This is a genomic window from Mucilaginibacter inviolabilis (assembly GCF_011089895.1).
Lineage (GTDB): Bacteria > Bacteroidota > Bacteroidia > Sphingobacteriales > Sphingobacteriaceae > Mucilaginibacter > Mucilaginibacter inviolabilis.
Map to the genome: position 1 here is coordinate 2,546,143 of NZ_JAANAT010000001.1, position 15,052 is coordinate 2,561,194.

The following is a 15,052-nucleotide window of genomic DNA, read 5'->3' on the forward strand; positions in this document are numbered from 1 at the left end:
GAGGAACAAAGATTTTTGAACGATACAAAATACTTTTACAGTTCTGTCTTTACTCCTCGATCCCAAAATCCTTTATCTAAAAATCTTTACTCCTTGTTCCAAAAATCATTGTTCCAAAAGCTTCCTTACTGCGTGGTATCCCCCGGAAAATTTATTTCCTCAGGCGCTTCCACTTTTTCACGAGCTACCACTTTTTCAGGCTCGAGACTTTTCATGTAACCTTTTTTCAATAACAGCGGGATGATGTGATTTCCAGCCAGCCGAACAGCATCTGATGAACCCCGGGTTGATTCTATCCGGATACAAACCACCATATTGCCTGTGCCTTTAGCCTCGGGGGCAAAAAACACATACCAACCATCATTCACGCTTTTATTTTTTACAATACGCTCTGGCGTACCGCTTTTACCGGCCACCGCTATGTGCAATATAGGCACTTTTGGTGCACTTTGCGCTATCATATATTGTTTCAGCAAAGCTGCATATTCCGGCTTTTCGGCTAGCTTAAAGGCTGGCTTTACTGCTATTGCCGTGTCATTGACCTTGAGCACAAAACGGTTAGGGTGCAACATCCCCTCATTAGCTACGCCCGATATGAGTCGGGCAACAGCCGCCGGGGTCGCAATCAATTCGCCTTGTCCCCAGGCCATACCCGAGATGCCTTTGGCCCTGGTTTTATGGATATTGTTAGGATCATAACGGGGTTTGGTGTTAAACTCGGTTTTGCGCCAAAGATTACGCCATTTTTCTTCCTGCTCATCATTTTCGGGTGGTTTATTATAATAATAACCGCCTACGCCATGCAAAAACATACCCGTTTTCATATACAGGTTACCCATATACTCTTCCAGGTGTTGTTGATTGGCCAGTTTGATGAAATACACGTTGTTTGATTTGGCAATGGCCCTGGCCATGGTGATCATCCCGGTTTCATCGGGTTCGATGCCTTTAGTACGGATACGTTCTTCGGTACTTACATGGTACACCACATCTGCAGCGCCAATACCCAGCTTATTAAATGCCGACATGGCCGTAAGCACTTTGGCCGTCGATCCCGGTTGCGAGGCATAGGTAAAACCCAGGTCGGTCGTAGTCATCCAGGTGGCCAGTTTATTCTGATCGCCCTGCGACATGGTCAGTTGATCCCAGTTATGCACAGGTGGCAACGGGTACACTGCCGAAGCCAGCACATCGCCGGTATTGGCTTCCATCACTACCACCGAAACCCGGTTATCCTGTAAGGAGGTATCGGCTGCTATGGCTTGCTGTATCCCGGTTTGTAATTCAGCGTCTACAGTCAATTGTACATCGCGGTTTTTATTTTTAAAGGCGGCTATTTCAGGACCGTTTATATCAGCCAGCAACAGCGGAGCTAACGCACTGTAATCGCGTTTGCTCACGGTCATCTCCTTCATGCCGCGGGGTAAAAATCGATCTTCCTGGTAGCGGGATGCTTTAACATTATAGCTGGTTATCGGCATTTTAAAGCCGCGCAGCTCGGCGGCATGTTCATACTCGGCGAAATAGCCGTTGGTGCTGCCGTTAAATACACCGGTGTTTTCGTCGCCCGTCCAGAAAAACATATTTTCTTCAAAAGGATAATACCGCTCCAACCGCTTATGCATGGCTGAATCCAAATCATAATGGGTTGTTAAACCACTTGCTGCCAGTTTTTCTTTTTGCTTTTCAATCAGTTCAGGTTTGCTGGTAGCCAGGATCAATCCATTTCGATCCAACAACGAGCCCGCCTGCAGTTTATTCATCAATATGGCAATACGCGGATTATAGCTGAACATCCGCAGACCGCCTTTATCGGCCACCAAAGCAGGTTTTACTACCCAGTGTTTGTTATCAGCGCTATAGCGCGAAACATTCACGGTGAGCAAAATTACCGCGGCCAAAGCAGCTGCCAAAGCTGGTACCAGGTTTTTATCCTGTTGTTTGGTGATAAAACTCATTTGTACCTGCGTGCCTTTTACAGAAGATACCGACAACAGGAAACCCGCCGCCACCATATTGATGACCAGCGATGAGCCACCATAGCTTTCAAACGGCAGGGATACGCCGGATAAGGGCAATGCCCCGATAGAGCCACCGGCTATGAGGATGAACTGCACAAAACTACAAACTCCAATACCCGCACTGAGGTAAAACAACAGCGGTGTGCCTGTTTGCCGACCTATGATGATGGAACGATGCAGGTAAAGCAGGAACAATATAAAGATGGCGGCCATACCAGCCCAGCCAAATTCTTCGCCGATGGATGGCAGGATCATGTCGGTATGCGCCTCGGGAATGGTTTTGGCAAAACCCTGGCCTACACCGGTGCCGCTTAAGCCTCCGCTAGCCATGGCCCAAAGTCCGTTGGCAACCTGGTCGCCACCATACACTTCATTGTTCCAGGGATCCTGCCAGATGGCTTTACGTTCTGTTAAACGTTCTACTGGCCCGGGAATGATCTTGTCCAGACCAGGAATCTTATCGATGGTTAAAAATGCCGTGATCACGATCAAGGCCATAAAGGACGATTCGCTCAGCAAGCGTGGTTTAAAAAACGCCACAATACCCCATACACCAAAAGTAATAGCCGCACTGATCCACACATTTTCAAAAATCCAGGTGGCCAGTACAAACAGTATCACATAAGCAGCCATGTACATAAAATCGCCGCGCGAAAAAGAGAACAGGATAATAAAGGTAAAACAGATCACCATCGCCGGGCCCAGATCGCCCAGTACCAAAAACAGCAACAGGGTGATCACCGTAGCGATGAGTGCGAAGGAGAAGAACGACCAGCGCTTACCCCAACTGGCATACTGACTGATGAATTTTTCATTAGCAGCAAAAAAGCCGGCCAGAAATATCATGATCAGGTATTTTACAATCTCGCTGGGCTGCACACCCAACAGATTTACCTTTACCCCACTGCCTTCGGGGCCGGTACCAAATAAAATAGTACCGAATAATAAGGCCATAGCCACCAAAGCCCAGGGCCAGCCATTGGCCGCGCTGCGTGCACCTTTAAAAAACAATAATCTATACAGCGTTGAATCGGCATTAAAGCGACGCAAGTTGAAGAATTGCATGATGCAGATACCACCCACTCCAATGCCTAAATATATTAAGGTGTCTTTAGCCAAAAAACGATCGCGCAATGGATCTTGTAAACTCAATAGCGTTAATATGGAAATACCGGTTAACAACATGATCAGTGGCAATATCAACTGATCGGCCTGCGGATAAAGCGTGCTGAGCAGCAGGTGTATGATCACGAAACCTGCAAGAAAACTTCCTACGATGATCCAGTACCATTCGTTAAACTCCTCATGTGTACGAACGATGAAGGCTCCTTCCTTTTTCAGGATATTAAAATCGCGAGTAGATAATAGCTTTATCGTGTGTGGTGCCTGGCTGAAATTAAGCGTTTTATCTTTATTCAACTCTACCACACCCTGTGAGCGGCCAAATTCAAAACCCGGTTGTAATGGCAGTACTTCGAAAGCTTTGCCGGTCGGCAGGTTTTTAAAAGCGTAATGTCCTTCGGCATCGGTACGGGCAAAGGCTGTGAGCGATTGCAGCTGGCGCTTTTTATCCGCGTTGATCACATAAACTTTTTTATAAGCGGCGGATGCTTGTGTGGTGGTTCCTCTGGCTATGGTTTCTTCATCGGTATAGATGCTATCCTGTGGTAATATCATGTTCAGCCTAACCAGCACACCACCAATAGCCTGTTCTTTGTGATGGATGGTTCCAGATATACTGTATTCGCCCAAGCCCAGGTCGGTTTGTGCCGGTAATTGCGGGGGATGAACACGTTCTTGTGTAAAGCGAACGGAATCATCGCCGGTATAGCCCAATAAAGAACGGGACACCTGCACTCTTTTTTTGAATGATTCACCCCCATTAGCGAAAGCGTCATCGGCATTTACATAGTAGCGGCGTTTGTTCAGCTCACCAGCATTATCAATCTGTTCACCAACATTGACTTTGGAAGCTATAGTGGCCCGGATATAATCAACATCTTTGGGATCATCAAAATAATACCCTTTTTGTAACAAAGCAGCCACGTTACGGGCGGTATTAGGTGTATTGAGGTTAACGATGGTGCCATCCTGAAGCCGCTTATCTACATCCACAAACTTTTGTTGCAGTACAAAATAAAGTTTGCCAAAAAGCGCAACCAGTATAATACCGGTCAGCAATAAAAACAGCCGCTCCATTCCCCTGCCTGGTGACTTATCCATTTTGAGTAGAAGATAGAGTCAAGAACCAAGAGTCAAGAATCAAGAGTTTATTCAATATTCTTAATCCAGATTGCTGACTGACGTTTCTTAATTTTTGGTTTATACTTTTACAACTAAAAAATTTCTCCATCCCTCATTATTTTGTCTTGATTCCTGACTCTTGGTTCTTGACTCCTCTCAAACTGTCTATTTTAAACATGCCTCCAAACAGTCTTCCAGAAACCTGTTTATTAGCCGGGAAACTGTATGAGGTTTGTACCGGTGTTACACAACTATTAAATATTACATGCTTTAACACCAGGGCATCGTTATGCGTAGTAATAGCTGTATTAAAACCTTCAAAAGCAACGCTATCCAGCACAATGAACTTACAGGTAGCGGCCAATGTAAGCGCAGGGCCGCGGTATAGGGAATCGCATTTAAACAGAATATTTCCTTTTGCTTTGATATACAAACTGTCGCCATCAATATGCAGGCTATCGGTTAAAATAATGGGCTGGGGATAATCGGCGGCAGATAAAATCAGCGTTTTTCCTTTAAGCTTATTGATGGTATCCTGCAGTTTAATTTCCTGGGCATTCTTTACCTTAACAGGGATGACCGGTACTTTTACTGCTGTTTGCTTCAACTGATAATTGAGCCAAAACTGCCACAAGAAACCGGCTAAAGCCAAAACCAGCAATATAAAAAGCATGATCATACTTCCCCGATTACTTTTTTTCCTTACCGGGATAGATACCGGACCATCGGGCAGTTTAGGCTGCGCCAGCGGATCGATGATCTCATCAGTAACTTTTGCTGTTGCGGGGCGGGTAGCGCTATGTTGCCGCGGGGCCTTATCATTTTGAACCAGGGCTACGGTAACATTATCTTTTCCACCTTTGCTGTTGGCGGCATCAATTAGTCTTTGGCCCTTTTCTTCAATGGAGTCACTACCGGTCAGGATAGCCGTGATGAGACTTTTATCAACCAGATCGGTCAGGCCATCGCTGCAAACCAGTAAAGTATCACCGGGAAGAAAAGGCGAATGCCCCGTCTCCACAAAATCTGGGTCCTTAGATATTTCGGGATTAAACCCAAGTGCCTTATTAATCTCGTTTCGTTTTGGGTGATCCATGGCCGCTTCTTCAGTCAACCGCCCGGAATCTTCCAGAAAACCAACGAAGGAATGATCTTTGGAGATCTTGATCAGGGTATGGTCACGCAACAGATACAAACGGGTATCGCCCACATGGGCGTAATAAAATTGGTTGTTCTGCATGTCAATCACGGCCAGTGTGAGCACACAGGCCATACTCTCCAATTGCTTGTCTGTTTTCTTTTTGTCGTATATTTTTTGATTGGCTATATTAATGGTATTTACCAGTAAAGGCACCACATCACCGGCAATATAGGAGAGCTGTTCCAGGATACACTCGCGTGCTATATCGGCCGCTACTTCCCCACCCACATAGCCGCCTACGCCATCAATTACACAGGCAATAATAAAATTGCCATCACCGGATTTTTGGGCAATAAAGGTATCCTCATTATTATCCCGCTGCCGGCCAATATCTGTTATTCCGAAAAAATTATTTGCCATGGTTTTTACTGGAATTTTTGATGTCGATAAAATGGGCCATTAATAATAAAACGCCTATTGCTAACAACCCGAATGATAATATTTGCGACATTATACTTCGGGTTTAAATAGGTTGATGCCAATGATGCCATTCAGCAATATTTTGGAGTTAAAGGGCAGATCCACCCATTGTGGCGCGTTTACATCGCTGCGAGGCACTTCCTGCTCATTAATTAAGGTAAGCTCGCCAAACGAAGCCAGGTAAAATTTACCGTCGGCCTTGTTAAGCCGGATACGCAGGTGAGGTGTATTTACCCAATCGCTGGGCACTTTGAACACGGCACGTTCTTCGCGGCTTTCTTCATTGCCCGATACTACAATATCATCATCTTTTACCAGATACTCTACCTTCCGGCCCACAAACTGCTTATCGGGCATAATAGTATCCAGGCGGGCCAACACTTTATCGCCGGGGCGGTCAATTTCTTTTTCTTTATGGTTCAGATCATAAGCATAAGGCAGTTCATAGTAACCTTCGCTGTAATAGGTAAAGCCCTTCAGTATATCGTTGCTGATGTCGAGCGTTTGCGCCACACCTGTATGGCGGGGGATAAAGGTTACCCGTAAATTCTCTTCCTTTTTATCGCTGCCCGGTAACAGCTTACCAATAAAACCTTTATCGCCTTTGGCATAATCGGGATGCGAAACCAGCCGGAACACCCATTTGGAGCTGGAGGGCTCTACCTTTTTACCAACTTCCTGGTATTCGCGTAGCAGCTCATAGAATTTCTTTACCGATTCGTTAACGATAATACCGAACAGGCCCGAACGATTATTGATAAACTCCTGGTAATCTTCTTCGTTAAAGCTGATGATGAATTCGTGATAAAATACCACCCTATCGGCAAATGAAAGCTGACCGATAGATTCTTTAAATTTTTCGATGATGTATAAATAAACATCATCGGGGGTAAGTGCCTTTATACTTTCGGCTGCCGCATTGGCTGGTTTACCGTTGGGTAAAAACCAATCCTGCAAGCCTATTTTTTGCCAGAATGTTGATTTTGGTTCCATTCTTTATATTAAGTTCTAAACTCTAAATAATATTATACTCAAATCTAAAAATTCAAATTGGACGTGTCCTTTGTTTTGGCGCTGTCGCGATAAAACTGGGGCTCCTCTTTTCCTGATTTTTTATATTTCATCCCCTTAAGTATCGAATCGGCCTGCGAGTCAACATCTGGTGGTATACCCGATTCATCATTAGCAGGAGTTGTATCTGGTTGTTGTTTTTCCGGCTCCTTCTTTTGAGGAAGAATAACGTTTTTGGTAGAATCCACGGGCTTTTTTGCCGATTTAAAAAGCCGGTTATAAACTCCGTGATATATCTTGTCGCCATATTTGCTCAGCACTACTGCCGAAAACACGGTAAACCCGCACAGTAGAAACATAAACAATAAAAAAATCGGTTTCGACATGCGCACCTGCTTTCCATCGTCTACAGGTCTTTCAATCCCTTCACCTATCGCCGGCTGAATGGTTTTATTATTCTCAGCCTCCTGGTAATACAAAAGCAGGCCTTGCAAACGCTCGTTCTCTTTGAGCAATACAGACGAGTTCCAGGTGTCATCACCCTGGTTATTGCTTACTGCCGATATACTACTGTGCATCAGCGTTTCCTGCAGCTCAATACCGTCAGCAAACCTATCATCCGGGTCTTTTTTAAGGCATTTGGCTACTATTTGAAGCAGCCAGGCCGGCACCAGCATTTCGTGCTCTTTTTTCTTATCGGCCCAACTTTCTGGCAGATTGTTTCTGCGCAGTTCCATCACATCCGGCACCGGCGATTCCATATGGGCCAGCATTACGGCATTACGCGCGGTTTCGCCATTATCGCGTAGTGGGAACGGTACCTGGCCCGCTATTAACTCATAAAGAATAACGCCATAGCTGTATACGTCGGTCTGAAAATACATCAGCCCCTCATTTTGCTCGGGCGCCATAAACTCTATGGCCCCGGCGTGACGGATACTGGTACGGCGCTGATCATCGGACATGGCCGAAAGACCAAAATCCAACAATACATAATTTCCCGTATGGATATTAAATTTGACGTTATTGCTTTTGATATCACCGTGCTTTACAGAGACCTTATGGCAGTGCGACAAGGCGTTAGCCAACTGATCGGCCAGTTTAATGATCTCTTTAATGGTGAAGATGGGCTCGTGTGGCGGCTTCAACAGATCCTCCAGATCTGGGCCATCAATAAATTCCATTTCGATAAACGGAAACGAACCACTTTCTGTAATGCCCGAATTCAGGATCTTAACTACATTAGGGTTAGGTTCTTCGTTTACCTTTTTTAGCTTTTCAACCTCGTTTTGAAAATTACGAAAATTCTTATCGTCGGTACTTTCGGTATGGATGGGGGTAGGTAATAGTTTTACTGCGGTAATGATGGGGCCGTAGCGCCTGCCTTTGTAAACTGAGCCCTGGCCGCCCGTTCGTAAAGCACCCATATTTTCTAAACCCTCGGTTATTGTAAATACTTTGCTCATGGAGTAGTTGTCCTCGCGGTGCTTTCTGTGTAAAATAATTGCATAATAAACATTATATTATTTCAACATAACGCACGCATTAGTGTTTGGTATAAAATTAGGAAAAAAAATATGGATGGCTGTCTGAACTCGAATTTATCGAATTTTGGAATTTTCAGAATTCGGGTAATTCTAAAATTCGATAAATTCAAGTTCAGACATCTACCGCACTATCAACTCATCCACCATTAACCAAGCTTTGGCACCGGCAATATATTCGCCGGGTGGGATGATGCCTTTATTAGTGCCTTTTACACGGATGTACCGAGCTTGTGTAGCTTTTATATTCGCCCTTACCGCATTGATGCCATTATCGTTAAAAGTGGTTTGGCGATATACTTCGGTATAGTTTTCACCATCTGTTGATGTTTCAAAAGTGAGCAGTGTGGGTTCCCACATTTTTTGCCAGTGGTATTTTAAAATATTGATACCCAGCTGTGATACCGGCTGAATTTTCCCCAGATCAACTACCGCCTCCAAATCATCACCATTGAAACCGTACCATTGTCCGTCGTTATATAGTTTACTGCCAAAAACTCCGTTCACCAGACCAAATGTGTTGCCGGGGTTATATCCACCCTGTGGTTGATTGACCAGCGTTACCGTTTTTCCGATGGCTTTGTGGAGATGAAAATCTTTTTCATAAACGCGTCCGTATTGCTTAGTATCACTGAATACGGCTGCCTTTATATGTCCTGATGCGGATACGATAAACGGTTTACTATACTTTTTACTTTTTCCCTCCGGCACAGTTCCATCGGTGGTATAATAGATTTGTCCACCCGGCAATGTGCTGCTTAAAGCCAACTGTACCTGATGATCTGCCGACTCCATTACACTGTCGGTAATTTCGTCAAAAGTATCAGCAGCATTGATATTTAATTGTTTAAGTAATGGTTGTTCGTAGCGTAACCGTTTCAAAAAGTTGGGGTAGTTTTTATTTACTTTATCTGTCCACCCAATTTCGGCCAAAGCCAGTATCCGTGGAAATATCTGATACTCGGCTTGCGCGGTACTGGCAAGGTACTCACTCCATGCATTGGCTTGCACACCTTTAATATATTTGGCTTCATCGCCGCTTAATTCTTTGGTTATCGGCTCGTAGTTGTATACTTTACTTAAAGGAGTATAGCCTCCTCCGGCCAATGGCTCACTGGGATACAAGGATTGGTAGTAATCCAGGTAAACGTATTTTTCGGGGGTCATGATGGCGTTGTGGTGCAACTTCGCCGCAGCAATGCCACCCTCCTCGCCTGTCCAACTCATTACGGTTGCTCCGGGGGCTAATCCGCCTTCCAGTATCTCGTCCCAGCCAATAATCTGGCGGCCTTTGCTGTTCAGGTATTTTTCCATGCGACCGATGAAATAGCTTTGCAGCTCGTGCTCATCTTTCAAATGCTCATCCTTAATACGCTGCTGGCATTTAGGGCAGGTTTTCCATTTGGTTTTAGGGCACTCGTCGCCACCAATGTGGATATATTTGGATGGAAATAACGGCAATACCTCATCCAGTACATTTTGCAAAAAAGTAAAAGTTTGCTCGTTACCGGCACAATACACATCATCAAAAATACCCCAATAGGTTGCTGTTTTGTAGGGGCCGCCGGTACACCCCAGTTGTGGATAAGCAGCCAATGCCGCCAATGCATGACCGGGCATTTCAATTTCAGGAATAATGCTGATATGCCGATCCATAGCATATCCCACCACTTCTTTAACTTCATCCTGAGTATAATAGCCGCCATAAGGTTTGCCATCAAACCGGTGCGGGCTATCCTTTTTATGACCAATAATGGTTTCATCACGATAGGCCGAAATACTTTGTAATAAGGGATATTTTTTGATCTCGATGCGCCAGCCCTGGTCGTCAGTCAAATGCCAATGAAAAGTATTGATCTTGTAGAGTGCCAACATATCGATCCATTTTTTAATGGCATCTACCTTAAAAAAATGACGACACACATCCAGGTGCATCCCCCGATAAGCAAATCGTGGATGATCTTCAATTGTACAGCCCTGTACTGTTATTTTTCCGTTTGATTGATGCAGCAGCTGTAGAAGCGATTGTAAACCATAAAATACGCCTGCCTGATCGTGACCAATAATATTGATCTGTTTTGAGGTTACGGATAGATGATAACCTTCGGGCGCTGTGATCTTATTAGAGTCGATATTTAATTGGATGGATGGAGCAGTAGTTTTTTTGACTGATAAGCTATATCCTGCCAGTTGACAAAAATATTGGTTGAAAAAAATCAGATTGTCGGTGCTGATACCCGACCCGATTGCAATACCTGATGATGGCGAAAACCTGAATACTTCACCGTTTTTTTGGATATGGTAAGGCTTTGGTATAATACCCTGCTCTTTGATTTGAGCATATACCACATTCATCAGTAAACAAAAGCATAAAGTATAGCGGATGGTTTTTAAAATAGCGGTGCAGGTATTGATCATCGGCGTAGAGTTGTTAAAGCCGAATATAGTTGTTTATACCGATATTTCCGTTTGGTTACAGTCGGCATCGACTCACCCCGACGTCGCTGCGCTTGTCTCTCTCTGGCCGCTTCCCGCATAGAGGGGATTTTTTGTTTGTCATCCTGAGGCACGAAGGATCTATTCTACAATTGAAAAGTTCAATAACAGATGTTTCACTGCGTTCAGCATGACAAATCTATTTTTCTTACGCTCCAGCGAAGCGTAGACCGAGTGAGTTGACTATACTTCATGCTATAGCCACTCAAATTTGATCAATGTCTGATCATAAACTATCACCTGATTACAAAGCCCCTATTGCTTTTTTATAATTATTAATAGCCCTGATAATGGACTGAACAATCTCATTTTGGCCTTCGGGTGAGTTCAGATAATCTTCCTCCTCTGGGTTATTGATAAAGCCTGTTTCGATGAGCACAGCAGGCATAGCGCTGTGGGCCAGTACCAATACGCCCTGTTCTTTTACGCCATTACTTTCGCGACCATTGGTATCTACAAATTCAGTATTCAACAAATCGCCAAAAAGGATACTTTGCTTGCGGTATTTTTGAATGTAAGCATTGAGGATGATAAGGTTAGACGGATCGCTTTCGTCATAGCTCTCATAATTTTGCTTGTAATCTTTTTCAATAAATATGGAGGAGTTTTCACGCACCGCTTCTTCCTGCTCTTTTAAACGGTGGAAACCATAAACCAGTAATAACACCCCTTTTCTTTTGTGTGCTATAGCCGCATTACCCTCGGGCGATGAATTACAGTGTATAGAGATGAACAGGTTACCATGATTCTGATTAGCAATAGCCGATCGCTGATTAAGCGGGATAAAAGTATCATCGGTACGCGTCATGATGGTTTTAACGCTGGTGATCTGCGAGTCAATAGCCGCCTTTAATCTTTTGGCGATGGCCAGTGTTACCGTTTTTTCGTTAGAATATGATCCGCGGGCACCAGGATCTTTACCACCATGGCCGGCATCAATAATGATGGTTTTAAACTTAAAAGTAGAAGTACTTGGAATAGTATCCCTACCAGGCGTAAACGAACAAAGACCAAGAAATAAAAATAACAGCCCGCAGTTAATGCCGATGTAGAAAAGCTTTTTATTAAGAATCATTTTTTAACCGCTTTTTTACTGCATTTTGGGCATAAACCGGTAGCATATAGTGTAAAACCAGTAGGTTCAAATCCAGGGGGAAGAGTTATTGCCGGCAGATGCAGGTCGTCCAAACAATAAACATTTTTACAATTAGTACAATTGAAGTGCAGGTGGTCGTCATGATGATGGCCCTCGTCGCAATTAGAAGAACACAGCGCATAATTAGCCGTACCATTTAAATCAAATACCTTGTGGATAATACCCTTTTCTTCAAAAGCATTCAGGATACGATAAAGCGTAACACGGTCAATATCGCTCATCACACTTTCCAGATCGGGCTGGGAAGTGGCTGCACTTCTTGACGACATCATGGATAAAACCCTGAGCCTCGGCGCGGTCTTTTTTAAATGATGCTTGTTCAGCAAATCTTCAAAATGAAAATTATTGCGGGTTTGTGCCATTCAATTAGGGTATAATATAAATCTTACAAATTTAACAAGAATAACTAAGGGTTTAAAATAAGGTTTGGTTAAATGCTAAAAGTTCAGATTCACAGACTATCTCACTCACATACAGCCATTTTTTCCTTTTCTTTTATTAAATATTTGCAGGTACCTATATATTTATAATTTATAAAATGCGCTGCTGCAATCAGCAATCCGCCGATTGGTACTATAATTACTTCAGACCAACCATGTACAAACACATGCCCCAGCAAAATAATGGCAAAACCTGCTATCAGCAAACATAAAGGCAACAACCGTTTGTGTATGCGCAGGTAAGACAAGCCTATGGAATATGTCCCGATGGTTAATGCCAGCAGAATCATTCCCCATTCTATCCAAACATTGGCCAAAAAATTTAAACCCAGCAATGGCAAACTGGTAAACAGCACCGGTACTATAGCGCAATGTATAGCACACAACGTTGATGCTGTTATTCCGATATGATCAAGCCAGGACGTATTTTTTGGAATATTCATGCGCAAATATAAATCAAAACGCAACATCATTGCATCAGATTAATTTCATATTTTTACAGAATTTATTTTAACTATTTGGTAACAAGTACTTAATATTGATGTCAATAAGTTATTTTTGAACGCATTATCCATATATAAACTGTGCCCAATACCGCTCTATATAGATTAAAACAAAACTGGTTAACCGCTTATGATACCAGTTTAAAACAAGTCAAGCTACTCATTGGCAGTATCCTTATTACGGCTATTATTAATATTATGCCAGGTTTTTTCAGGGGAATTGAAGACCGTAATGGCATAGTACTTAATGATTGGGTACTCACCCATTTACCGGCTTATGATGTTTCGATACCCATTTTTGCCTTGATATGGGGCATGGGTATCCTGATGGCCGTTAGGGCTTTTTATAAACCGGCCGTTTGCACTACCTATATCTGGACACTGATATTTGTTTGTATCGCCCGTTTCATATCGCTCACATTGGTAAAGCTCGATCCTCCCACAGGCCTTGTTCCCCTGGTTGACCCGCTTACCAGTTATTTTTATGGGCATGCCTCCATCACCAAAGATCTCTTCTTTTCGGGCCATACCTCTACCATGGTGCTTATTTATCTCCATCTAGAAAGAAAGCGTGACAAAGCTATCGCGCTTATTGCTGCCCTTGTTGTAATGGCATTACTCCTTATACAACACATCCATTATACTATGGATGTATTGGCCGCTCCGGTAATAGTTTACTGTTGCTACCGCTTTGCCCGGGCTTTTAACCTGTAATTGTTAGAAAATCTATCCTTCATAGATAATTTATGTTTCTTTTTTAAATGCAACATAATTGCATTTAAAAACAAATCGATTATATTTGCATCAAACAATAAGCGATGGAAAAGAAATTACCGGTAACCGTACTTAGCGGTTTTTTAGGCAGCGGCAAAACAACCCTGCTTAACCACATACTGCATAACAAGCAGAACCTGAAAGTGGCCGTTATAGTGAATGATATGAGCGAGGTGAATATTGATGCGCAACTGGTGGCTAATCAAAAAACCTTATCGCGTACCGAAGAAAAACTGGTAGAAATGAGCAATGGCTGTATTTGCTGCACCCTGCGCGAGGATTTGATGATTGAGGTAGAAAAACTGGCCAAAGAAGGTAGGTTTGATTATTTACTGATAGAAAGCACAGGTATTTCTGAACCTATACCCATTGCCCAAACGTTTAATTTCGCTGATGAAGAAGCGGGTATCGATCTGAGTCGTTTTTCGGTATTAGATACGATGGTTACCGTGGTAGATTGCTTTAACTTTTATAAGGATTTTGGCAGCTCGGAGTTATTACTAAACCGCGATTTGGTTGATGATCCCAACGACCGCCGTACCATCGTTAACCTGCTTACCGACCAGATTGAATTTGCCGATGTGATACTGCTCAACAAAACCGACCTGGCATCACCCAAACAGGTAAAAGTATTGGAGGCAGTGATCACTAAACTAAACCCCGGCGCTAAAATATTACATACCCAATTTGGCCGGATTGATCCTGCCGAGATACTAAACACCGGACTATTTGATTTTGACAAAGCATCACAATCTGCCGGATGGATCAAGGAATTAAATGGCGAGCACACACCCGAAACTGAGGAATACGGTATAAGCTCAACCGTATTCCGGTCAAAAAAACCGTTTCATCCTGAAAGATTTTACCATTACCTGCACCATGATTTTCCGCAAAACATTATTCGCTCCAAAGGTTTGTTCTGGATAGCTTCGGCTCCTGACGATGCCTTGAATTTTTCGCAGGCCGGCGGTTCCTCGCGCCTGGAGAACGCTGGCGTCTGGTGGGCCAGCATGCCTTATCAAAAACGCATCAAATTTCACGACTTTGTAGAGAACCAGGAACTGATCGAAAAAAACTGGTCAAAAGAATTTGGCGATCGTCATAACGAACTTGTTTTTATAGGTGAGCACCTGAATAAGGAAGAATTAACAAAAGAGTTAAACAGCTGCCTGATCACAGATGCCGAATTTCTGGATCTTTTAGCCGGAAAATCCTTTGCCGATCCGTTTAATAATCATTAAT

General features: G+C 43.5%; 10 protein-coding genes. 2 read left to right on the plus strand and 8 right to left on the minus strand.

Annotation, left to right across the window (positions count from 1 at the left end):
• Positions 1-125 precede the first annotated feature (125 nt).
• From G7092_RS10420 to G7092_RS10455, 8 genes are all read right to left on the minus strand, one after another.
• Positions 126-4,244, minus strand: coding sequence for an FtsW/RodA/SpoVE family cell cycle protein (locus G7092_RS10420; protein WP_166088899.1), 4,119 nt, complete (start codon positions 4,242-4,244; stop codon positions 126-128).
• 136 nt (positions 4,245-4,380) lie between these two features.
• A complete protein-coding gene (locus G7092_RS10425) occupies positions 4,381-5,826 on the minus strand; it encodes a PP2C family protein-serine/threonine phosphatase (protein WP_166088901.1) in 1,446 nt (481 codons plus the stop codon).
• A 90-nt stretch (positions 5,827-5,916) separates the two neighbouring features.
• Positions 5,917-6,879 carry a hypothetical protein gene (locus tag G7092_RS10430; protein WP_166088904.1) on the minus strand — a complete coding sequence of 321 codons (963 nt, stop codon included), beginning with the start codon at positions 6,877-6,879 and terminating at the stop codon, positions 5,917-5,919.
• 44 nt (positions 6,880-6,923) lie between these two features.
• Entirely contained in the window at positions 6,924-8,363 is a 1,440-nt protein-coding gene (locus tag G7092_RS10435; protein ID WP_166088907.1) for a serine/threonine protein kinase, read from the minus strand.
• A gap of 201 nt (positions 8,364-8,564) precedes the next feature.
• Entirely contained in the window at positions 8,565-10,859 is a 2,295-nt protein-coding gene (locus tag G7092_RS10440) for a glycoside hydrolase family 20 protein (protein WP_166088909.1), read from the minus strand.
• 322 nt (positions 10,860-11,181) lie between these two features.
• Positions 11,182-12,012 (minus strand): N-acetylmuramoyl-L-alanine amidase family protein, encoded by an 831-nt coding sequence (locus tag G7092_RS10445; RefSeq protein ID WP_166088911.1) that lies wholly within the window; start codon positions 12,010-12,012, stop codon positions 11,182-11,184.
• A complete protein-coding gene (locus tag G7092_RS10450) occupies positions 12,009-12,455 on the minus strand; it encodes a Fur family transcriptional regulator (protein ID WP_166088913.1) in 447 nt (148 codons plus the stop codon). Before G7092_RS10450 ends, G7092_RS10445 begins: the two co-directional genes overlap by 4 nt.
• 101 nt (positions 12,456-12,556) lie before the next feature.
• Positions 12,557-12,976 (minus strand): MerC domain-containing protein, encoded by a 420-nt coding sequence (locus G7092_RS10455; protein ID WP_166088915.1) that lies wholly within the window; start codon positions 12,974-12,976, stop codon positions 12,557-12,559.
• Positions 12,977-13,117: 141 nt separating this feature from the next.
• Between G7092_RS10455 and G7092_RS30900 the strand changes: the two genes are divergently transcribed.
• Positions 13,118-13,750 (plus strand): phosphatase PAP2-related protein, encoded by a 633-nt coding sequence (locus G7092_RS30900; protein WP_166088917.1) that lies wholly within the window; start codon positions 13,118-13,120, stop codon positions 13,748-13,750.
• Between the two features lie 104 nt (positions 13,751-13,854).
• The gene (locus tag G7092_RS10465) at positions 13,855-15,051 is read left to right on the plus strand and encodes a GTP-binding protein (RefSeq protein WP_166088919.1); all 1,197 of its coding nucleotides are present in this window, start codon (positions 13,855-13,857) and stop codon (positions 15,049-15,051) included.
• Position 15,052 lies beyond the last annotated feature (1 nt).